The 21,769-nt window shown below is 71.8% G+C and carries 18 protein-coding genes; 7 read left to right on the forward strand and 11 right to left on the reverse strand.

The features are described from left to right. Window positions 1-40 precede the first annotated feature (40 nt). Both purH and purN read right to left on the reverse strand, forming a co-directional pair. Window positions 41-1,585 (reverse strand): bifunctional phosphoribosylaminoimidazolecarboxamide formyltransferase/IMP cyclohydrolase, encoded by a 1,545-nt coding sequence (purH, locus tag J2S55_RS10760; RefSeq protein ID WP_306859351.1) that lies wholly within the window; start codon window positions 1,583-1,585, stop codon window positions 41-43. Between the two features lie 46 nt (window positions 1,586-1,631). After that, window positions 1,632-2,252 carry a phosphoribosylglycinamide formyltransferase gene (gene purN / locus J2S55_RS10765; RefSeq protein ID WP_306859353.1) on the reverse strand — a complete coding sequence of 207 codons (621 nt, stop codon included), beginning with the start codon at window positions 2,250-2,252 and terminating at the stop codon, window positions 1,632-1,634. A gap of 79 nt (window positions 2,253-2,331) precedes the next feature. Between purN and J2S55_RS10770 the strand changes: the two genes are divergently transcribed. Then, window positions 2,332-2,742: a hypothetical protein gene (locus tag J2S55_RS10770; RefSeq protein WP_306859355.1), complete on the forward strand. Its 411-nt coding sequence runs from the start codon at window positions 2,332-2,334 to the stop codon at window positions 2,740-2,742. Window positions 2,743-2,910: 168 nt separating this feature from the next. On the opposite strand, the gene J2S55_RS10775 is transcribed toward J2S55_RS10770, so the two are convergent. The 4 genes from J2S55_RS10775 to icmB all read right to left on the reverse strand — a co-directional run bounded on the left by J2S55_RS10775 (window position 2,911) and on the right by icmB (window position 7,384). Continuing rightward, window positions 2,911-4,572 carry a cell division protein PerM gene (locus J2S55_RS10775; protein WP_306859357.1) on the reverse strand — a complete coding sequence of 554 codons (1,662 nt, stop codon included), beginning with the start codon at window positions 4,570-4,572 and terminating at the stop codon, window positions 2,911-2,913. 217 nt (window positions 4,573-4,789) lie between these two features. After that, window positions 4,790-5,665 carry a succinate--CoA ligase subunit alpha gene (sucD, locus tag J2S55_RS10780; RefSeq protein WP_306859360.1) on the reverse strand — a complete coding sequence of 292 codons (876 nt, stop codon included), beginning with the start codon at window positions 5,663-5,665 and terminating at the stop codon, window positions 4,790-4,792. Next, a complete protein-coding gene (gene sucC, locus J2S55_RS10785) occupies window positions 5,665-6,846 on the reverse strand; it encodes an ADP-forming succinate--CoA ligase subunit beta (RefSeq protein ID WP_306859362.1) in 1,182 nt (393 codons plus the stop codon). The genes sucD and sucC overlap by 1 nt, the downstream gene beginning before the upstream one ends. A 130-nt stretch (window positions 6,847-6,976) precedes the next feature. Next, the gene (gene icmB, locus J2S55_RS10790) at window positions 6,977-7,384 is read right to left on the reverse strand and encodes a coenzyme B12-dependent isobutyryl CoA mutase small subunit (RefSeq protein ID WP_306859364.1); all 408 of its coding nucleotides are present in this window, start codon (window positions 7,382-7,384) and stop codon (window positions 6,977-6,979) included. 242 nt (window positions 7,385-7,626) lie between these two features. On the opposite strand from icmB, the gene J2S55_RS10795 reads away from it, so the two are divergent. Next, window positions 7,627-8,379 (forward strand): hypothetical protein, encoded by a 753-nt coding sequence (locus J2S55_RS10795; protein ID WP_306859366.1) that lies wholly within the window; start codon window positions 7,627-7,629, stop codon window positions 8,377-8,379. A gap of 144 nt (window positions 8,380-8,523) precedes the next feature. Here the strand turns inward: J2S55_RS10795 and J2S55_RS10800 are convergent, their stop codons facing one another. Then, window positions 8,524-11,430, reverse strand: coding sequence for a YbhB/YbcL family Raf kinase inhibitor-like protein (locus J2S55_RS10800; protein ID WP_306859368.1), 2,907 nt, complete (start codon window positions 11,428-11,430; stop codon window positions 8,524-8,526). Window positions 11,431-11,808: 378 nt separating this feature from the next. Here J2S55_RS10800 and J2S55_RS10805 point away from each other — a divergent pair, with 378 nt between their 5' ends. The 3 genes from J2S55_RS10805 (at window position 11,809) to J2S55_RS10815 (ending at window position 15,107) form a co-directional block, all read left to right on the forward strand. Continuing rightward, complete coding sequence (locus J2S55_RS10805; protein WP_306859371.1) at window positions 11,809-12,666, forward strand: hypothetical protein; 858 nt, start codon at window positions 11,809-11,811, stop codon at window positions 12,664-12,666. Between the two features lie 414 nt (window positions 12,667-13,080). Continuing rightward, a complete protein-coding gene (locus J2S55_RS10810; protein ID WP_306859373.1) occupies window positions 13,081-13,965 on the forward strand; it encodes a hypothetical protein in 885 nt (294 codons plus the stop codon). A 227-nt stretch (window positions 13,966-14,192) separates the two neighbouring features. After that, window positions 14,193-15,107 carry a hypothetical protein gene (locus tag J2S55_RS10815; protein ID WP_306859375.1) on the forward strand — a complete coding sequence of 305 codons (915 nt, stop codon included), beginning with the start codon at window positions 14,193-14,195 and terminating at the stop codon, window positions 15,105-15,107. A gap of 457 nt (window positions 15,108-15,564) precedes the next feature. Here the strand turns inward: J2S55_RS10815 and pcrA are convergent, their stop codons facing one another. Then, complete coding sequence (gene pcrA / locus J2S55_RS10820) at window positions 15,565-17,823, reverse strand: DNA helicase PcrA (RefSeq protein ID WP_503167707.1); 2,259 nt, start codon at window positions 17,821-17,823, stop codon at window positions 15,565-15,567. A gap of 122 nt (window positions 17,824-17,945) precedes the next feature. Here pcrA and J2S55_RS10825 point away from each other — a divergent pair, with 122 nt between their 5' ends. Next, window positions 17,946-18,665, forward strand: coding sequence for a PIG-L deacetylase family protein (locus tag J2S55_RS10825; RefSeq protein ID WP_306859378.1), 720 nt, complete (start codon window positions 17,946-17,948; stop codon window positions 18,663-18,665). A gap of 45 nt (window positions 18,666-18,710) precedes the next feature. Continuing rightward, the gene (locus J2S55_RS10830) at window positions 18,711-19,451 is read left to right on the forward strand and encodes an ABC transporter permease (RefSeq protein WP_306859380.1); all 741 of its coding nucleotides are present in this window, start codon (window positions 18,711-18,713) and stop codon (window positions 19,449-19,451) included. A 183-nt stretch (window positions 19,452-19,634) separates the two neighbouring features. On the opposite strand, the gene J2S55_RS10835 is transcribed toward J2S55_RS10830, so the two are convergent. The 3 genes from J2S55_RS10835 to J2S55_RS10845 form a co-directional block, all read right to left on the reverse strand. Further along, window positions 19,635-20,498 (reverse strand): CPBP family intramembrane glutamic endopeptidase, encoded by an 864-nt coding sequence (locus tag J2S55_RS10835; RefSeq protein WP_306859382.1) that lies wholly within the window; start codon window positions 20,496-20,498, stop codon window positions 19,635-19,637. Window positions 20,499-20,685: 187 nt separating this feature from the next. Next, the gene (locus tag J2S55_RS10840) at window positions 20,686-20,949 is read right to left on the reverse strand and encodes a WhiB family transcriptional regulator (protein ID WP_306859384.1); all 264 of its coding nucleotides are present in this window, start codon (window positions 20,947-20,949) and stop codon (window positions 20,686-20,688) included. Window positions 20,950-21,050: 101 nt separating this feature from the next. Then, on the reverse strand, window positions 21,051-21,701 hold the full coding sequence (locus J2S55_RS10845) for a neutral zinc metallopeptidase (RefSeq protein ID WP_306859386.1): 651 nt from the start codon (window positions 21,699-21,701) through the stop codon (window positions 21,051-21,053). Window positions 21,702-21,769 lie beyond the last annotated feature (68 nt).

Here is a 21,769-nt window from a genome sequence, read left to right on the forward strand (position 1 = left end):
GCCGCCCCACCTGTGCGGCGGCCGTACACGGCAGCGGAGCTCAGTGGAAGAAGTGGCGGGTGCCGGTGAAGTAGAGGGTGATCCCGGCGGCCTCGGCCGCGGCGATCACGTCCGCGTCCCGGATGGAGCCGCCCGGCTCCACGATCGCCTTCACCCCGGCGTCGATGAGCACCTGTGGGCCGTCGGCGAACGGGAAGAACGCGTCGGAGGCCGCCACCGACCCCCGGGCCCGGTCACCGGCCCGGGAGACCGCCAGCTGCGCCGAGTCGACCCGGTTGACCTGGCCCATGCCGACCCCGACGCTCGCGCCGTCGGCGGCGAGCAGGATCGCGTTGGACTTCACCGAGCGGCAGGCCTTCCAGGCGAAGGCCAGGTCGGCGAGGACCTCGGCGGAGGCCGCCGGACCGGCCTTGAGCTCCCAGGTGGACGGGGCGTCGCCGGGGGCGTCCACCCGGTCGGTGGCCTGCACCAGCAGGCCGCCGTCGATCCGGCGGAACTCGGTCCGGTTGTCCGGCCCCTGCGGGCAGGCCAGCAGCCGGATGTTCTTCTTCTGGGTGAGGACGGCCAGCGCCTCCGCGGCGAAGGACGGGGCCACCACGACCTCGGTGAACACCTCGGCGATCTGCCGGGCCAGCTCCTCGGTGACCTCGCCGTTGACCGCGATCACACCGCCGTAGGCGGAGACCGGGTCGCAGGCGTTGGCCCTGCGGTGCGCCTCGGCGACGTCGGCGCCGACCGCGATGCCGCACGGGTTCTGGTGCTTGATGATCGCCACCGCGGGCTCGGTGAAGTCCCAGGCGGCCCGCCAGGCCGCGTCGGCGTCGAGATAGTTGTTGTAGGACATCTCCTTGCCGTGCAGTTGCTCGGCGTTGGCCAGGCCGTCACGCCCGCCGGAGTAGAGGGCCGCGCCCTGGTGCGGGTTCTCGCCGTAACGCAGCGGCGACTTGAGCTCCCAGGCGGCGCCCATGTAGCTCGGCCAGGCGCCCTCCTCCGGGGCGTAGACGTCGGCGAACCAGGAGGCCACCGCGGTGTCGTAGGCGGCGGTGTGGGCGTAGGCGGCCGCGGCGAGGCGGCGGCGCTGGGTGAGGGTGAAACCGCCCTCGGCCACCGCGGCGAGCACGTCGCCGTAGGCGCCCGGGTCGACCACGATCGCGGCGGTGCCGTGGTTCTTCGCCGCGGCGCGGATCATGGCGGGGCCGCCGATGTCGATCTGCTCCACGCAGTCACGGTCGGAGGCTCCGGAGGCCACGGTCTCCTGGAACGGGTAGAGGTTGACCACCACCAGCTCGAACGGGTCGATCTCCAGCTCTTCGAGCTGCTTGACGTGGGCGGGGTTGCCGCTGTCGGCCAGCAGGCCGGCGTGCACGCGCGGGTGCAGGGTCTTGACGCGGCCGTCGAGGCACTCGGGGAACCCGGTCAGCGCCTCGACCGGGGTGACGGGGACACCGAACGACGCGATCTTCGCGGCGGTGCCGCCGGTGGAGACGATCTCCACACCCGCGGCGTCGAGTCCGCGGGCCAACTCCTCCAGCCCGCTCTTGTCATACACAGCGATCAACGCGCGCCGGATGGCGATGCGGGTCACTTCCTGATCCTCCTGTTTGGTTCCGGTCTCATCCGGGGCGCCCGGCTCATCCGCCGGGTCGTCCGAAGCGAAAGGTCCTTCCGGCCACGGTCCAGCCCTCACGGGCCATCCGGCCGACGGTCTTGACGAGCAGGGCCCGCTCGACGGTCTTGATGCGCTCGTGCAGGGACGCCTCGTCGTCGCCGTCGAGAACGGGCACGGCCTCCTGGGCGATGATCGGCCCGGTGTCGACCCCGGCGTCGGCGAGCATCACCGTGCAGCCGGTGATCCGCACGCCGTACGCGAGGGCGTCGCGGACCCCGTGCGCGCCGGGGAAGGCGGGCAGCAGCGCGGGATGGGTGTTGAGGACGGGGAAGGCGGTCAGCGTCGGCTCGCCGAGGATCTTCATGAACCCCGCGCAGACGACCAGGTCGGGCCGGTGCTCGGCGATCCGCGCCGCGATCGCCCGGTCCCAGACGTCACGCCCCGGGTGGTCGGCCAGCCTCTCGACGAAGGTGGGGATGCCGGCGCGCTCCGCGCGGGCCAATCCCTCGATACCGTCGCGATCGGCGCCCACCGCAACGATCCGGGCCCCGTAAGCCTCGTCTGCCACAGCGTTCAGTAAGGCCTGTAGGTTGGTTCCAGAACCGGACACGAGGACCACAAGCCGAGCGGCCTGGGATGACACCGACGCACTCCATTCCGACGGGGACTCACGCCGCTGCAAGGGTATCTGCCTGTCCGCTCACACGAAGCAAGGAGGTCAGGTGACGACTCCCGTCCAGGCACGGCCGGCGGAGGGCGCGGGACGGCGGGCGTTGTGGCTCGCCTTCGCCTCGGTGGTGTTGACGCTCATGCTCCCCCTCGCGGGGCTCGTCATGTCGCTGTTCGCCCTCGTCGCCTCGGTCCGCGCGATCGGGGCCCTGCGCTCGGTGACGAAGCCGACGACGCCCGCCGTCGTCGGCGTCGCCGTGTCGGTGCTGACGCTGCTGATCGCCGCGGGAGTGACCGCGATGCAGTTCTACTTCAGCGACGAGCTGGCCTCCTACGCCGAGTGCCGCCGGGGCGCGGGCACCGTCACCGCCCAGAACGAGTGCGTGGACCAGCTCGAACGGGCGATGGAGAAGAAGATGCCCTTCGTCCGGCCCGGCGACGTGCAGTTCCCGTTCCCTCCCTGATCCCGGGAACCCCCTGACCCCGGGAGTCCCGATCCTGGGGACTCTCAGGACCCTTCGGTGAGCCGGTCGGTGACCCCGGCCGCTCCCGCGGCTCCCGGGCCGCCGGCCGCGTGGTCCCCGCGGAACCCCCGCCCGGCCCCTCCTCGGGCGGGGCGGGCCGCCCGCGACTCAGTCGCGGTCCCAGGCGTAGGGGTCCAGGTAGATCACGTGGCCGCCCTTGTCGTCGGACTCGTCGACGATGTCGCGCCGGGGCGGGCGTGGCGGCCCGCGGTGGTGGAGCTGGGGAGGGTTCTCCGCCGCCGCCGAGGCGTGCTCGTCCTCCCAGTCGTCCCTGATGACCGGGATCGGCTGGGTGTCGCACTCGGTGGCGTCCAGCCAGTGGCCGGGGAGCGTGCGCAGGCCCTCGGGCTCGGCGAAGCCGACCTTGCCGGCCACCGCCCCCGCCGCCTTCGCGATCTTGACTCCCGCCTTGCGGACCGGCGCGGTGGCCGTGCCGACCTTGGCGGCGGCCTTGGTGACGGCGGTGTTGTGCCCCCGGAAGATCAGCCACCAGTTGGCCAGCCCCGCCGAGATGCCCGCGGCGACGCCCACCTCCAGCGTCACCGAGAGCATGACCTCCCAGCCCGCCGGACCGACCGAGGTGAGCCTCGCCCCGCCCAGCGGCCCGCCGGACAGCGCGGCCAGCAGCCCGGCCGCCGCGCCGGTCGCCAGCCCGCAGACGAACCCCCACAGCGGCGCGCCCTCGTACGACGGCGACGGCGCGATCCTGACGCCCAGGACTCCCGCCACCGCCCCGGCCGCGAACGGCAGCGCGATCACCACCATCACCCACGCCGGGGTGGGACCCGTCTCCGGCAGGGCGCCCAGGATCGGCAGGCTCGGCACCGTCCCGAGCTGGACCCCGGTGGGCGCGACCAGCGTGCCGGAGCCGACCGCGAAGCCCGGACCGGCGATGTAGGCCATCCCCCAGATGACCGCGTTGACCAGGTAGAGCCCCTGGACCAGCAGGAGCAGCAGGCCGCCGACGAAGCCGGGCGACAGGACGCCGGACAGCTCCTGGACCTGCCGGAAGTTCACCGCGACGGCGGCGAGCACCATGACGGCACCCGCCACGAGCATGATCCCCAGCGCGGCGGCCGAGGCCACCACGACGGAGCGCAGCCGCTCGGGCAGCAGGCGCAGCATCGACCGCCACGGGCCGATCGTCCTGGCGGTGGCCAGCGAGCCCGCGAGGAAGGCCACCGCCACGTGGCTGACCAGCACGTCGCCGAGGAACGGCTGGGTGATCTCGTTCCGGGTGACCAGCGCGATGATCCCGGCCAGCAGCGCGTACGGCGCCGCCAGCGAGACGCCCGCCTGGGCGACCAGCACGAGTTGGGCCCGGCGCCGGGCGTTGGCCTCGTCCTTCGGGCTGTTCTTGGGCAGCCGGGCGGGCAGCCGCAGGCGCAGGTCCGCGTCCCGGGTCATCCAGATGCCGGCCCGGTACAGCAGGAAGGCCGGCAGCACCGTCAGCCCGAGCGGGAGCAGCCCCACCGACCCGCCGGGGATCGCGAACCCCGCGTGGTGGGCCGCCAGCCAGAGCTGCGCGGCGGTGCGGAAGACCCCCGGCAGGCCGGGGCCGAGCGCGCCCTTGGGGGAGGCGATCCAGCCGACCAGGGTGAGGGTGGTGAGCACCGCCAGGCCCACGCCGAGAGTCCAGGCGGCGGCGAGCATCCCGGATACGGGGAGCGGCCGGCGGACGTCGTCGTCGTCACCCGTGACGCCTGGCAGGGGGATACGGCTGAGGACGTTACGGGGAGCCGTCCGGAGCTGATCGAGAAGGGCCGTCACAATAGTCGATGGTCTCAGGATCTTCCGCGTGGGAGAGACTCCTCCGCCCCGCGTGTCGCGCGCCGTACGGGAGACCGCCGGACGGCGGGACCGTGCGAAAGGCCGCCGGACAGCGGGACCGTACGGGCGACCGCCGGACGGCCCTACGGAAGGGCGCCGGACAGCGAGGAAGGCGCCCGGTTGGACATCGGGCGCCTCCCTGGCGGAACCAGCGGGACTAGCGGGACTGCATGACCTCGCGCATCAGGCGGGCGGTCTCGCTCGGGGTCTTGCCGACGCGGACGCCGACCTTCTCCAGAGCCTCCTTCTTCGCCTGGGCGGTGCCGGCCGAGCCGGACACGATCGCGCCGGCGTGGCCCATGGTCTTGCCCTCGGGGGCGGTGAAGCCCGCGACGTAGGCGACGACCGGCTTGGTCACGTGCTGCTCGATGTAGGCGGCCGCGCGCTCCTCGGCGTCGCCGCCGATCTCACCGATCATCACGATCGCGTCGGTGGCCGGGTCGTCCTGGAACGCCTGCAGCGCGTCGATGTGCGTGGTGCCGATGACCGGGTCGCCGCCGATGCCGACGGCGGTGGAGAAGCCGAAGTCACGCAGCTCGTACATGAGCTGGTAGGTCAGCGTCCCGGACTTCGAGACCAGGCCGATGCGGCCGGCGGTGGTGATGTCGGCGGGGATGATGCCGGCGTTGGAGGCGCCGGGCGAGGCGATGCCGGGGCAGTTCGGCCCGATGATGCGGGTCTTGTTGCCCTTGGCGACCGCGTAGGCCCAGAACTCGGTGGTGTCGTGGACCGGGACGCCCTCGGTGATCACCACGCAGAGCGGGATCTCGGCGTCGATGGCCTCCTTGACGGCGTCCTTGGTGAACGCCGGGGGCACGAAGACGACCGAAACGTCGGCGCCGGTCTCCTTGACGGCCTCGACGACGGTGCCGAAGACGGGCAGGCCCTCGTGGGTGGTGCCGGCCTTGCGGGCGTTGACGCCGCCGACGACGCGGGCGCCGGAGGCGAGCATGCGGCGGGTGTGCTTGGTGCCCTCACCGCCGGTCATGCCCTGAACAATGATCTTGCTGTTCTCGGTCAGCCAGATAGCCATTACGCACCTACCGCGGCGAGTTCGGCGGCACGCTTGGCCGCATCGTCCATCGTGTCAACCAGCTCGACGCCGGAGAGCTTGGCGTCGGCCAGAATCTGCCGGCCGAGCTCGGCGTTGTTGCCGTCCAGCCGGACGACCAGCGGGCGGCTGACGGCCTCGCCGCGGCTCTCCAGGAGCTGGAAGGCGGAGACGATGCCGTTGGCGACCGCGTCACAGGCGGTGATGCCGCCGAAGACGTTCACGAAGATCGACTTCACGGACGGGTCGGAGATGATGATCTCCAGGCCGGACGCCATGACCTCGGCCGAGGCGCCGCCGCCGATGTCGAGGAAGTTGGCGGGCTTGGGCCGGCCGGGGAAGGCCTCGCCGGCGTAGGCGACGACGTCGAGGGTCGACATGACCAGGCCCGCGCCGTTGCCGATGATGCCCACGCTGCCGTCGAGCTTGACGTAGTTGAGGTCCTTCTCCTTGGCCGCGGCCTCAAGGGGGTCCTCGGCGGCCTTGTCCTCGAAGACCGCGTGGTCGGCCTGGCGGAAGGTCGCGTTGTCGTCGAGGGTGACCTTGCCGTCGAGGGCCTTGACCTGGCCGTCGGCCGACAGGATCATCGGGTTGACCTCGACCAGGGAGGCGTCCTCGTCGACGAAGGCGCACCAGAGCTTCTCGATGAGCTCCGCGGCGCCGTCGAGCGCGACCGCCGGCAGGCCGCCGGCCTCGGCGATCTCACGGGCCTTGGCCCGGTCGACCCCGTCGAGCGGGGAGACCGGGATCTTGGCGACCTTCTCCGGGGTGCTGTGCGCGACCTCTTCGATGTCCATGCCGCCCGCGGCGGAGCAGATGGCGAGGAAGGTGCGGTTCGCGCGGTCGAGCAGGAAGGAGAAGTAATATTCCTCCGCGATCGCGCTGGCTTCCTCGATCAGGACCTTGTGGACCGTGTGGCCCTTGATGTCCATGCCGAGGATCTGGGTGGCCTTCTGCTCGGCGTCGGCGGCGTCGTCGGCGACCTTCACGCCGCCGGCCTTACCGCGGCCACCGGTCTTGACCTGTGCCTTGACGACGACACGGCCGGTCAGCTGCTCGGCTGCCGCGCGTGCCTCCTCCACGGTGTGCGCGACAATGCCACGCGGCACCGGGATGCCGTACTCCGCGAAGAGCTCCTTCGCCTGATGTTCGAACAGGTCCACGAGGGTCCGTCCTTGCTTGTCCGGCTGGTGTACAGATGTCGGCGGGCCGGCTCCACGGGTGAGGGGAGCCCGGCGGGTTTTGCGCCAATGAAGCCTAGCCCCCTGAAGGGCATGAGCAGGTCACCGGGTCCTAAACGCGGGCGGGAACGGCGCTCCGCACCCACTCGACGATCTCCTGGGTGGTCGCGCCCGGTGTGAAGATCCGGGCCACGCCCATCCGGTGGAGCTCGGGTATGTCCGCCTCCGGAATGATCCCACCGCCGAACACCGTGATGTCGTCGGCGTCGCCGTCCTTCAGCAGTTCGAGCACCCTGGCGAAGAGCGTCATGTGCGCGCCCGACAGGACGGACAGCCCGATCGCGGCCGCGTCCTCCTGGACGGCGGTGCGCACGATCTGCTCGGGCGTCTGGTGCAGGCCGGTGTAGACGACCTCCATCCCGGCGTCCCGCAGCGCCCGCGCCACGATCTTCACACCGCGGTCGTGCCCGTCGAGCCCGGGTTTGGCGATGACGACGCGGATCCTCGGCACGGCGTCCATACAGACCTCCTTGTCTGCGCCCCGTCCACGCCGTGGGAGCCACCGGCACCCGCGACGGGAGCTACGGGCAGCGTAACCGCCCACGCGGTGAGGGCCCGGCCCGATGACGGCTTTCAGCCGTCCACAGGCCCGGTTTCCATAGGATCACACCCAATCCGCTGCCTTTATCGGTATTACCCCTACATTCCGGTACGACATACCCTAGGGTTTTTGATCTTCTATCCTCAGGAGGAGACTTCCCCGTGAAGCGATGGATCATCCTGGTGGCCGGCGCTCTGATCCTGTCCACGACCGCCGCCCCGGCGCACGCCCGGACCGCGCCCACCGACCCGGTGACCGCGCTGAAGGCCCAGTTCGTCGCCCAGCGCGGTGTGAAGATCGTCGAGAGCGGCCGGACCAACTCCGACGGCAAGCCCCTCTCCGCGCAGAAGCGCCGCGGCGTCGTGCAGTTCGGCGCCTCGGGCGTGGCCGGATACGACATCCTGACCAGGTCTGATCTCCCCGGGGAGAAGGCCACCCCGGTCCGCAACCTCGCCGTCGGCGGGAACGTGTACATGAGCGGTGGAGTGATCGGCGAGAGCCTCCCCGAGGGCCGGAAGTGGATGCGGACGCCCGGCAAGATCCGTGATCTGTCTCCCTTCCTGACCCCGGTCCTCGTCCTGGAGCCGGCCACGCTGAAGGCCCTGCTGTCCACCAGCACCGTCAAGAAGCCCGGCGCGACCCTCCACAAGGGCGTGATCACCTTCGGCGCGCTCTACCGCGTCTCGCCGTCCTACCGGGCGGACCTGCGCAAGAGGCCGAACGCCAAGGTCGCGGCCATGAAGGTGGCCTGGCGGCTGTGGACGGGACGCGACGGGCTCCCCAGCAGGCTGGTCACCTCGTGGGCGGAGCCGCCGCTCAGCATGGGGGTCACCCGCGTCAGCGACGTGCGGTTCGCCTCGTGGGGGACCCCGGTGCACCTCGTCGCGCCGCAGGAGGAGACCGCCACCGAGTAGCGCGGGACGGGCGGGCCCACTCCGGGGGGCGCCGAGCCCGGCCGGCCCGGAGCGCCCCGCCCGGACCGGATCCCTCCGTCCCGGCCGGGGCGCCCGCCCCCTTGGGGCACCGGCGTTCAGGTGCCGGCGTTCAGGTGCCGGCGTTCAGGTGCCGGCGTTCGAGGTGCCGGCCAGCGTCGCCGCGGCGAGGTCGTTGGCCAGGATCGCGGTCTCCACCGCCGCCACCGACGAACCGGAGCTCACTCCCGGCAGCGTCGCGGTGTTCACGGCGTACAGCGTGAACTCGTACTTGTGCGTGGACCCGCCGGGGCACGGCCCGAAGTACTGCAGGGCCTTGTTCCCGCTGCTCATCGCCTTCTGCTTGGCGCCCGGGACCTGCGGCACGTTGAAGCCGAGGCCGAGCCCCTCCGGCAGTGACAGCCTGCCGGCGGGAATGTCCCAGATCACCCAGTGCTTGCCGCCGTTGGCGGTGTCGACGAAGGTGATCGCGTAGCTCTGCGTGCCCGGCGGTGCCGTGGTCCAGGCCAGCGGGGGCGAGATGTCGTTGCCGGCCACCCCGTCCCCCTGGCAGGTGTACTTGGCGGGGATGGTGCCGCCGGCGGCGAACGCGCTGCTGGTCAGCACGGACGGCGCCGCGGCGAACTTCAGCCGCACGATGGTGTTGTCGAGGACCGTCGGCGTGCCGCCGTTCTTGTCGTTGTTGGTCGAGGTGAGCCAGAGCCCCCCGTCGGGGGTCTTGACGACGGTGCGCAGGCGGCCCCACCGGCCGTTGAAGAACGCCCGGGGCGTGTCGGTGGTGTTACCGGTGATCTTCATGACCCAGAGCCGCTGGCCCCGGACGGCCGCCATGTAGATCCAGTCGTTGACGATCTCCAGACCGCTCGGCGACGCGGCGGCCACGTCCCACTGCCGGACCGGGTCGACGTAGGCCGGGTTACCGCATCCACCTTCGCAGTTGGGCCAGCCGTAGTTCTTGCCGGGCTGGATCAGGTTGAGCTCGTCCAGGGTGGCGTCGCCGAACTCCGACGCCCACAGCCGTCCCCGGGAGTCCCAGGCCAGGCCCTGCGGGTTGCGATGGCCGAGGGTGTAGACCCGCGGCGCGCTCGGGAACGGGTTGCCGGGCGCGCCGGCGCCGGTCGGCGTCACCCGCAGGATCTTGCCGTTGAGCGAGTTGAGGTTCTGCGCCCGGTTGCCGTCCTGGGCGTCGCCGGTGGTGATGTAGAGCAAGCCGTCGGGGCCGAACTTGATCCGGCCGCCGTTGTGGAACTTGTTCTTGGCGATGCCCGTGACGAGCGGTTCGCGGGCGCCGATCTGCCCGTTCTCGTACTTGAAGCGCACCACACGGTTGTCGGAGGCGGCCGTGTGGAAGGCGTAGACGTAGTGGTCGGTGGCGAAGGTCGGCGAGACCGCCAGGCCCAGGAGCCCGCCCTCGCCGCTGGTCGTCACCGCTTCGGTGATCTTGCCGACCACGGTCTTCTGCCCGTCCGGGGTGACGCGGGCGATCTCGAAACGGTCCCGCTCGGCGACCAGCGCGCTGTTGTCGGGCAGGAAGGCGATGCCCCACGGCAGGTCGAGCTTGGCGATGTCCTTGTCGTGGACGGGGTCGCCGCCGGCCGCCGTACCAGTCGTCCGCACCGTCAGCGGCGCGCTGCGCGGCGAGACGTTGCCGTTGGCGTCGAAAGCCTCGACCGCGAACGCGTAGGCCGTGTTGGGCGCCAGCCCGTCGGCGGTCGCGGTCAGGTCGGGCACGGTGGCGAACGCCGTGCCGTCGCGGTAGAGGTTGTAGCCGGTGACCCCGACGTTGTCGGTGGAGGCGTTCCAGGCCAGCGTGACTGTGCCGGCCCCGACGTTGGTCGCGCGCAGACCGGCCGGCGTTCCGGGCGGCTGCGTGTCGTCGCTCGGCGGCGTGGTGACGTCGACGTTGTTGCTGCCCTGGGAGGCGTTGCCCGCCGCGTCGTAGGCGAGCACGCTGAGCACGTATCTGGTGTTGGGCGTCAGGCCGGACAGCGTGGTGCCGGTGACGTTGCCGCCCACGGTCATGAGCACGTTGCCGCCGTTGTAGATCTTGTACTGCGACACGCCCACGTTGTCGGTGGACGCCGTCCAGGCCAGGTCGACCGAGGTCGGCCTGATCTCGCCGACGGCGCGCAGGCCCGCAGGCGCGGTCGGCGGCTCGGCGTCGGCCGGCGCCGTCGCGCTCAGCCGGTCGAGGTTGGGGCCCCCGCCCGCGGTGGTGGCGGTGGCCCGGACCTTGTTGGCACCGGCGACGAGGCCCGCGGTGACGGACTTCTCCACCCAGGTGGTCCACGCGCCCGTGCCGGGGAAGGACAGCCCGGCCGAGACCGGTACGCCGTTGACGGCGATGTCCATCGGACGGTCGGCGGTGGTGCCGTTGGCGAAGCGGAACGCCAGGCGGTAGTTGCCGGCGGTCGCCGCGTCGACGGTGAACTCGACGTAGGAGCCGGCGACGTTGTCGTAGTTGACGAACCCGGTACCGGTGAACCCGGCATGGTTGGACTCCACGGCGCCCTGGGAGACGGTGGCGTTCTCCGCCTGGTGGTCGTTGCCGGCCACGGTCACCTCGACGTCGACGAAGTCGAGGTTGGGGGTGCCGCCCGCGGTCGTGGAGGTGATCCGGACGGTGTTGGCGCCGGCGTTCACCGGCGCGGTCAGGGTGGAGGTCGCCCAGGTGTCCCAGCCGCCGGTGCCGTTGAACGAGCGGCCGGCCGAGACGACGGCGCCGTTGACGGCGACGTCGGCGGGGCGGTCGGCGGTGGTGCCGTTGGCGTACCGGATGACGATGGCGGCGGACCCGGCGCCGGCCGCGTTGACGGTGAACTCGACGTAGGAGCCGACGACGTTGTCGGTGTTGACGAACCCGGTCCCGGAGTATCCGGCGTGGTTGGACTCCACGGCGCCCTGGGAGACGGTGGCGCCTTCCGCTTCGTACCGGGTCGGCGCGGCGGTGGCGGGGAGGGCGGCCAGCGAGCTGAGCAGCAGTCCGGCCACGAGCGCGCCGACCAGCGAGCGCGCTCGGATAGGAGATCTCATCGATCCTCCTGCTGTTGTCCTGAGGGGGGTGAGACGGCACAGCTAGTTAGGAAGCCTTCCTAACTATGCATGGAGGGGATCATCTCCTCCGCCCCCTGTCAATGGAGGCGACGGGGACGGTTGACCCCGGCCTTCCGTGGGGGGACGGGGGACTGTTGGCCCCCGGGCGGCCCGGCGGCAGCGGCGCGGGACCTCGGCCGCCGACGAGGAACCGCCGAGAGACCGCCCGCGGCTCCCCCGCGCCGCACCCGCCCGGCACGGCCCGCCGTACGGCTCACGCACGCGCAATCCACGGGCCCGACTTGTTGGCCCACGCCATATCCGGGGCCGCGGCGGTTGGCTAGCTTGGCGGATCCTGGCCCCGGAGAGGGAGATCCGATGAGACGGTGGGTTGCCGCGTTGGCGACGGTGCTGGCCGCTTCGGCGCTGTCGACGGGGGTGGCGCGGGCGCAGGCGCCGCCCTCCCCGGTGCAGAAGCTGAAGCAGCAGTTCGGCGAGCACGTGGGGCTGCGGATCTCCGACCTCGGCCGGGTCTACAAAGACGGCAAGCCGGCCGTCACCATCTGGCGCAAGGGCAGGGTGGAGTTCGACGCGGCCGGGGTGTACGGCACGGACACCGTGGGGCGGACGGAGCTGGGGAAGGGGGTCGTCAGGGAGCTGGAGGCCCAGATCGGGCGGCGGCTCGGCTCGACGCGGGTGATCTGCTTCCCAAACGAGGCGTACCTGTCGGGCCCCGGCTACGAGACGTGGCTGCCGGAGGGCAAGACCTGGCTCGGCCTGATCGGCCCGGCCAACATCAAGCAGACGGCGGCGCTGCCGCAGATCGTGAACATCTTCGAGCCCGCCACCCTGGGCACCCTGCTGTCACACGCCGCGGTGAACAGGCGCGTCCCGTCCGGGACGTTCCTCCAGGGGGCCGTCACGCTGCGCACGCTCTACAGGGTCTCCCCCAGCTTCCGCGACCGGCTCCCGGGGCCGCCCGGCGCCCGGAGCGGCCGGATCCCGATCGGCTTCCGGCTCTGGCTCGACCGGTCCGGCCTGGCCCGCCGCCTGACCACCACCTGGAAGCAGCCCCTCCCCGGGCGGCCCCGCCAGCACACCACCACGGTCGCCGACACCCGCTACACCGGCTGGGGCTCACCCGTCACGCTCACCCCACCGCCTCCGGAGGACACCGCCGACGCCGGACGCGTCGGCGCCGACTTCCCGGAACCCGCGGTGCTGCCGATCGGGTAGGGCGCGCGGAACCGGCGGCCGGACAGAGCACGCGGCATCGCCGGTCGGACAGGGCGCGCGACACCGCCCACCGCCGATCGGCGGGCGGGGAGTCCGCGTGGAACCCCACGGTCGATCCACGGCTCTCCTTCGACGCGGACCCCGTCCGCGACCGTCGCTCGACGGTGCCGGGATCCCTCGCCGGCGCGGAGAGCCGCCACTCCCAGGTCCCCCGCCTCCCAGGTCCCCCGTCGGCCTTCCCGCGGGCGGCCGACCTCCCATCGGGGATCCCGGAGGCGGCGGAGGTCTGCACGGAACATTCACAGGTATTTCAAGGCATTTATCCATATACGAGATGCCGTCGCGATCTTGATCCGCCAGAATGCCCCCATCCCTCCCACACGGGGTGGAGGGATCATTCAGGAGGAATTTTCCTTGAAGCGATACATCGCCGGTCTGGCATGCGCTGCGACGGCCGTGCTGAGCGCCCCCGCGCTCGCCTCGACCGCGCACGCCCAGGCCGCCGATCCGGTCACCGCGCTGAAGAGCCAGTTCGGCGGCGGTCGCGGGGTGAGCTTCGTCGACACGACGAAATCCCAGGGCCCGGAGGGGAACGTGGTGTTCGCCAAGCGCACCGGCGAGTTCCAGTTCGGCGCCTCCGGCATCATCGCGTCCGACCAGACCGCCCAGCTCCGGATCAAGCAGCAGGAACTCGAAGAACTCCTCGCGGCGACGGAGGACGCGGAGGACACCGAGGACGCGAAGAACGAGACGCTCTCCAAGGTCATCACCGGGATGGCCAAGCCCGAGCGGGTCGTCCGCGTCAAGGACACCTCCTACGTCTCCGGCGGCGTCATGGGCGAGTTCCTGCCCGCCGACAAGACCTGGGTCCGCAACCCGCCCGCCCCGCTCGGCCTCATCGGCTCGATGAGCCAGTACGTCAACCCCGCCGAGCCGGCGACGCTCAAGGCCCTGCTGGCGCACGCCACCAAGCGCGCCGGGGTCTACAGCGGGAAGATCACCCTCGCCGAGCTGCAGAAGGTGTCACCGTGGTTCCGGGCCTCGTCGCCCTTCCTCCCCGAGGACAGGGCCAAGTCCGCGGTGAGCTGGAAGCTGTACGTCGGCGCCGACCAGCTCCCCCAGCGGCTGGTGACGACCTACTCGGAGGGCAAGGACTCGTCCACGACGGTCGACACCCGCTACACCGGCTGGGGTTCCAAGGTCACGATCGAGGCCCCGGCCGCCGACCAGGTCGCCGAGATGAAGGAGCTGGAGAAGGGCGTGAAGGCCGTCGCCACGATCCCGCTGATCAAGAACTGATCACCTCGCGTCGGTCGCCCTGCACTGATCACCGGACAGCCGATCTCCGTTCGGTGATCGGCCGTTCAGTGATCGGCTGTCCGGTGATCACATCCCCGCGCCCGGCAGGCCTCGCCTGCCGGGCGCGGTCGATTGATCAGATTTTCACCCTCCATGTCATGTATTGAGCAAGAATCTCGATGATCGCTCCGCGAGGATGCGAGGACCCATACAGGAGGACCCCCTAAATGAGGCGAATGATCGCCACCCTGACCGGCGCCACCGCGGCGGCGCTGATCGCGCCCGCACTCGTGGCCGCCCCCGCCAACGCCCAGGCCGCCCCGGCCGCCCCGGCCGCCCAGATCGCGCAGACGGACCCGGTCTCCGCACTGAAGAGCCAGTTCAGGACCCACCGCGGCGTGAAGCTCGCCGAGAACTCGAAGATCATCGGCGAGGGCAAGAACAACCGGGCGATCTTCAGCCGGCGCAACGGCGTGCTGGAGTTCGGCAAGCAGGGCGTGGTGGCCTCGGACCTGACCGAGAAGTTCACCCTGCCCGGGGCCGAGAAGGAGCTGAAGAACCTGTTCGGCCCCTCCCGCACCCTCATGGTGAAGGGCGTCTCCTACATCTCCGGCGGCTTCTACGGCGACGCCCTGCCCGAGGGCAAGGAGTGGCTGCGCGTCAAGGGCGGCGCGGTGGTGGCCGGCAACCCCGCCCAGCAGATCGTCAACCCCCTCGAACCCGCCACCCTGAAGGCCGCGCTGGCCCACACGACGGCCAAGCGTCCCGGCGGCACCTGGGACGGCACCCGGACCGTCGTCCACTCGGGCACGATCACCCTGGGCGAGCTCTACAAGGTCTCCCCCACGGTCCGCGCGCTGCTGGGCGCCAAGCCCTCGGCCAAGTCCGCCACGCTGCCGGTGAGCTGGAAGCTCTACCTCGGCCCCGACCAGCTCGTACGGCGGGCCGTCTCGTCCTGGACCCAGTCCCTGCGGGGCCTGACCAGCCTGGACATGACCTACCTCAACGACAGCCGCTACTCCGGCTGGGGCGTGAAGTCGGCCATCAAGGCTCCGTCCGCCGCCCAGGTCGCGGACTTCGACGAGCTCGACCTCGGTGACGAGCAGAGCGAGGACCCCTACACCCAGGTCTTCAAGGACTGATCCGCAAGCGCTGGTCCGCAAGCGCTGGTCCACCGCGAGGACCGTCCCCGGACCCGGCCCATCCGGCCACGTGATCAGCGCCGAGAGTCGGTCCAGCTCGGGGTCGATCCACCCCGTAAGCCGGTCCGGCTCGGGGTCGATCCACCCCGTAAGCCGATCCGGCTCGGGGTCGATCCCCCCCGTAAGCCGATCCGGCTCGGGGTCGATCCCCCCCGTAAGCCGGTCCGGGGAAGGCCCGGTGAACCCACCGGGCCTTCCCCCACAGCCGCCCGGCACTCGTCCCGGCCGCCCCGCGTCACCAAGGCCGCCCGGCACTCGCCCGGAACGCCTTCCTGGACCGCTCGGCACTTCACCAGCCCGTCCAGCGCTCACCCCGCCCGCCGGTCACCCACCCGGGTCACCCGGCACTCGCCCAGGTCGACGGCCGCCCACCCGGCGTTCGGCCGCTCGGCGCCGGTCAGAGCTTCTCCACCGGCGCGTAGGCCAGCAGGAGGGTCTTCTCACCTCCGCTGCCAAAGTCGATCTTGACTTTGGTCTTCTCCGCCACGCCGTCCACCGACACGACCGTGCCCAGGCCGAACTTGTCGTGGGTGACCCGGTCGCCCGGGGCCAGGTTGGGGACCGGGCGCCCACCGGGCTTCTTGGCGGGGGCGGGGCGGGCGTCGCGGCGGGAGGCGCCCGAGGCCGCGCTCCAGGCGTTCTTGCCGGGGTCGCTGCGCCAGTCGACCAGCTCCGACGGGATCTCGGCGACGAAGCGGGAGGCCGGGTTGAACGCGGGCGCCCCCCAGGAGCTGCGGACGGCCGCCCTGGAGACGTAGAGGCGCTTCTCCGCCCGGGTGATGCCGACGTAGGCCAGGCGGCGCTCCTCCTCCAGCTCCTTCGGCTCGCCCAGCGAGCGCATGTGCGGGAAGACGCCGTCCTCCATGCCGGTGAGGAAGACCACCGGGAACTCCAGGCCCTTGGCGGTGTGCAGGGTCATCAGCGTGACCACGCCCTGGCCGCCGTCACCGGCCGGGATCTGGTCGGCGTCGGCCACCAGGGAGACCTGCTCCAGGAACTCCACGAGCGTGCCCTCGGGGTTGGCCTCCTCGAACTCCGAGGCCACCGAGACCATCTCGTCCAGGTTCTCCAGGCGGCTCTCGTCCTGCGGGTCGCCCGAGGCCGCGAGCTCCGCGCGGTAACCGGTGCTCTCCAGCACCTCCTGGGCCAGCTCCGACGGCGGCATGTCGGCGGCCTTGACCCTCAGCTCCTCCAGCAGCGCGACGAACTCCTTGATGGCGTTGAGCGACCGGGTGGCCATGCCGGGTGCCTCGTCCGCCCGGCGGAGCCCCTCCCAGAAGGAGATCCGCTCGCGCGCCGCGAACGCCTCCACCATCGCCTCGGCCCGGTCGCCGATGCCGCGCTTGGGCACGTTGAGGATGCGGCGCAGCGACACCACGTCGCCGGGGTTGGCCAGCACCCGCAGGTAGGCCAGCAGGTCACGGACCTCCTTGCGCTCGTAGAAGCGCACCCCGCCGACCACCTTGTAGGGCAGGCCGGTCCGGATGAAGATCTCCTCGAACACCCGGGAGGCGGCGTTGGTCCGGTAGAACACCGCCACCTGGCCGGGCACGACGCCCTCGTCGTCGGTGAGCTTGTCGACCTCCTGCGCGACGAACATGGCCTCGTCGTGCTCGTTGTCCGCGACGTATCCGACGATCTTCGGGCCGGTGCCCTGGTCGGACCAGAGGTTCTTCGGCTTGCGGCTCTCGTTGCGCGAGATCACCGCGTTGGCCGCGCTCAGGATCGTCTGGGTGGAGCGGTAGTTCTGCTCCAGCAGGATCGTCCTGGCGTTGGGATAGTCACGCTCGAACTCCAGGATGTTGCGGATCGTCGCGCCCCGGAAGGCGTAGATCGACTGGTCGGCGTCACCGACCACGCACAGCTCGGCGGGAGCGACCGTGCCCTCCCGGATCAGGTCGCCGTCGGCGGTGCGCAGCTCGGGGGCGCCGACGAGCTCACGGATCAGGGTGTATTGCGCGTGGTTGGTGTCCTGGTATTCGTCGACCATGACGTGGCGCCAGCGGCGCCGGTAGTGCTCGGCCACGTCGGGGAAGATCTGGAACAGGGTGACCGTCAGCATGATGAGGTCGTCGAAGTCCATCGCGCCGGCCTCGGTCAGCTTCCGCTGGTAGTTGCGGTATGCCTCGGCGAGCGTGCGCTCCAGGTGGGAGGACGCCTGGTCGGCGGCCGTCTCGTAGTCGATCAGCTCGTTCTTGAAGTTGCTGACCTGCGCGGAGAAGGAGCGCGGCGGGTAGCGTTTGGGGTCGAGGTCCATCTCCCGGCAGACCATGGCCATCAGCCGCTGGGAGTCGGCCTGGTCGTAGATGGAGAAGCTGGAGGGGAAGCCCAGCCGCTTGGCCTCGCGGCGCAGGATCCGCACGCACGCGCTGTGGAAGGTCATCACCCACATCGCCGCCGACCGCGGACCGATGAGGTTGTCGACCCGGTCCTTCATCTCCCGCGCGGCCTTGTTGGTGAAGGTGATCGCCAGGATCTCCTGCGGCTGCGCGCCCCGCTCGGCCAGCAGGTGGGCGATGCGGTGGGTGAGCACCCGCGTCTTGCCCGAACCGGCGCCCGCGACGATGAGCAGCGGGCTGCCGTGGTGGACGACGGCCTCGCGCTGCTGGGGGTTGAGCCCGTCGAGCAACGGGTGGGTCAGGGAAGCGGCTGGGATCGACACGCTCCTAGGTTATGGCGGTCCACCGACAACCGGGTCCAGCACCGGAGAGGAATGCCGACTGACTTGTCACCGGTTGTGAGAGATGATCGATATGCGGAAGAACAGAGGGGCCTCTCATGTTGTCTGAGAACGAAATCAACCGGGTGCTCGTGGTGACCGCGCATCCGGACGACGTCGACTTCGCCGCGGCGGGCACGATCGCGCGGTTCACCGACCGGGGCGTCGAGGTGACCTACTGTGTCGTCACCGACGGGGACGCGGGCGGTTTCGACCGCGAGCTGGACAACGGGGGCATGGCGGAGCTCCGCCGTACCGAGCAGACCAACGCGGCGAAGATCGTCGGGGTGACCGACGTACGCTTCCTCGGCCACCGCGACGGGACCGTGGTCCAGAGCCTCGACCTGCGGCGCGACATCACCCGCGTCATCCGCCAGGTCAGGCCCGACCTGGTGATCACCCACACTCCGGAGCGCAACTACAGTTTCATCGCCCCCAGCCACCCCGACCACCGCGCGGTCGGCGGCTCCGCGCTCGACGCCGTCTACCCCGACGCGCGCAACCCCTACACCTTCCCGGAGCTCCTGCTCCAGGAGGGCCTGGAGGCGTGGACGGTCCGGGAGGTCTGGCTCAACGGCGGCCAGACCCCCGACCATCACATCGACATCACCGACACCTTCGAACGTAAGCTCGCCGCGCTGCGCGCCCATGTGAGCCAGATCAGCCACATGGAGGGGTTCGAAGACTTCCTCCGGACCCGCTTCTCCCAGGTCGCGACCGAGGGGGGCTTCGGTGAGGGCCGTTACGCCGAGGCCTTCCAGCGGGTCCCCACCGCCTGAGCGGACCGGGACGGGGAACGCCCCGCCGGAAGGCATCTCACACCCGTGAACACCGTCGACCTGTCGCCGGTCACCGCCGTCGTCGTCGCCCTCCTGGCCGCCGGGGGCGCCGCCGCCGCCCTGCTCGGCCGCCTCGGCCACGCCCGCGCCGTCATCACCGCGTGCCTGCGGGCGGCCGTCCAGCTCGGCGCGGTGGCGCTGATCATCGTCTGGGCCGTGGAGCGGCCGCTCGCGGTGGCGGCCTTCATCCTGGTCATGTACGGCGTGGCGAGCCTGACCGCGGGCCGCAGGATCACCTCGGGCCGGGCGGTCCGGTGGGCCGCCCTGCCGGTCGCGGCGGGGACGTTGCCGGTGCTCGCGCTGCTCGTCGGCACCGGGACCGTCCCGCTGAAGGGCATCACGCTGATCCCGGTGGCGGGCATCCTGCTCGGCGGCTGCCTGACGGCCACGGCGCTCGCGGGACGGCGGGCGGTGGAGGAGCTCATCCAGCGGCGCGGCGAGGTCGAGGCGGCGCTCGCGCTGGGCTTCTCCGGGCGGGACGCGGCACTGGAGATCTGCCGCCCGGCGGCCGCCCAGGCACTGGTGCCCGCGCTGGACCAGACATCGACCGTGGGGCTGGTCACGCTCCCCGGGGCCTTCGTGGGCATGCTGCTCGGCGGGGCGAGCCCCATCCAGGCCGGGGTCGTCCAGCTCGTCGTGCTGGTCGCGCTGCTGGCCTCCGAGGCGGTGGCCGTACTCGTCACGATCGAGCTCGCCGCCCGCGGCCGGTTCCCGGCCCGGCGGTGAGACAGTCGACCTCCCCGGCCCGGCCGTGAAACAACCCGGCGGTGAGACAGTCGATCTCCCGGCCAAGCGGTGACCGGCCCGGCGGTGAGACAGTCAACCTCCCGGCCCAGTGGTGAACAGCCCGGCGGTGAGACGGCCGGGCTCCCGGCCCGGCGGCTCGGGCGGCGGAACCCCGCCGGCCCTTCACGCCACCGGATCTCCCGGCCCGGCGGCGGGGCGTCCCCCCGCGGTGCCGTCCCCGGCGCTCCGCGCCGCGCCGGGCTCCGCCGGGGCGAGGCGGGCGGACAGGTAGCCCAGCGAGTTGGTCGCGATGTGGAGCAGTGACGGCGCGGCCAGGCCGCCCCTGCGGCGGAGCTCGCAGAAGAGCACCCCGGCGAGCCCTGTCGCAGCCACCGACCCGGCCACCGCCCGCGACGTCTGCCACGGCGACGCCCCCGCCGGCGGTCCCGGCACGGCCCCGCCGGCGCCGTCCTCCCGCCGCCCGCCGCCCGGCGCCTCCCCTGACGCCAGGCCGCTCAGCGCGGGATTGGCGGTCACCATGTCGATCGCGGGGAGCACGTGCCAGAGGCCGAACAGGGCCGACGAGACAGCGACGGCCGTACGGGGGCCGTGGGAGCGGGCCAGGAGGGCGTGGAGCACGCCCCGGAAGCCGACCTCCTCCAGCAGGACCGTGCCGACCGGCACCTGGAGCAGGGCCTCCTCCAGCACGCGGGCCCGCGAGAGCGACAGCGCCCGCTCGTCGCGGAAGAAGCGACGGGTGGCCGGGACGGTGATCCCCACGCCGTAGACCCCGGCGACGGCCAGGGCGAGGGCGCCGCCGATCCGCAGGCCGCGCGAGCGCCGGTGGAACCCCAGCTCGGACCAGGACAGCCCGGAGCGGCGGGCCAGGGTGAGCAGCGCGCAGGTGGCGGCGGCCGAGGTCAGCGGGGCGAGGCGCGGCGCGACGCGGTTGTTGAGCACGTTGGCCGCCACCAGGACGGTCACCGCGCCCGCGAGCGCGGCCCCCTGCCCCACGGCCGCCTCACCACGCCTCGGATCCGCCGTCACCACCGCACCCGCCCGGACACAGCACTCCGCCCCACAGCCACCGCCACGCGCCGGACTCCGCCTCCCGTCCCGCCGTCACGGTCGCACCCGCCCGCGCGCGGCTCCGCGCTCCGCCGCCGGCGCTCCTCCTGGGGTCCGCGCACCTTGATCCTCCTCAGCCTCGGGTCCGAGGCTATGCGAGGCGGGCTCACCCCGCGGCGGACTGCCGCCATCCGGACGGGAACCTCAGGCTGCGCCGCTCCTGGACGGTGAGGCCGCCCCAGATCCCCTCGGGCTCCCCCGCCCGTACGGCATAGGCCCGGCAGTCGGTCAGGACCGGGCACTCCGCGCAGACCGCCTTCGCCCGCGCCTCCTGCTCGACCGACTGCGCCAGCGGGAAGAACAGCTCGGGGTCACTCGCGCGGCAGGCTCCCCGGATGGCCCAGCCGATCTCGCGGACCGTCTTCCGCATGCCATCACCCCCTGATGGATCGACGGCCCTCAGACTAGGCGGATCCCAGTGGCGCGACATCAGCCTCCCGGTGGATTCGCGGGTCACCGTCGGGATGTATCTCAGCAGGCCGCGGCGCCCTCGTTGTAGCCCTTGGCGAAGACCGCCTGGCGCTGCTCCGCCGTACCGTGGGCGTCGGGGCGCAGCCAGTCGTCGGTGGGGTCCCCCGCCGCGGCGAGGTTGAGCAGCAGCTCGTCCTCGTCGCCCGGCTCCGCCTGCAACGACCCGCTCCTGACGAGCGTGCCCAGGGTGCCGCCCGCGTAGCAGTCGGCCTGCAGCTCCCGCTCCACGTTGAGCCTGAAGTCGCTGTTGAGCTGTGCCTGTACGGCGTGCCCGAGCTCGTGCGGGATGATCACGTAGACCGAGCCGTCCCCCATCTTGTCGTAGAGCTCGCGCATCCAGCTCTCGTCGTAGGCGATGAAGTGCCCGGCCGGGCAGTAGAAGGCGTTGTTCGGCGCCGAGGGCTGCCCGCCGCAGTCGGGGCCGTTGTCCCCCCGGTAGGGGACGAAGGCGGTGACCGGCCGGTAGGTCAGCCCGTCGGTGGAGAAGGTCTGCCGCCAGTATGCCTCGCCGAACTCCTTGGCCAGCCGGAGGTCGGACTCGAACGTCTGGCCAAGCGGGGCGGGCGTGGCGGCATCGGTGCCCGGCCGGTCACTCCCGCAGGCCGCGGCCGTGGCCATCAGGAGCACGAGAAGACAGCGGAAGGCTTTCATACGCCTCATGTTCACCCAGCCGGCCCTCCTCGTGCGACAGGGTGCCCACGGCGCGGACGACGGCCCCC

This window comes from Streptosporangium brasiliense (assembly GCF_030811595.1).
In the GTDB taxonomy this organism is placed as follows: Bacteria; Actinomycetota; Actinomycetes; order Streptosporangiales; family Streptosporangiaceae; genus Streptosporangium; species Streptosporangium brasiliense.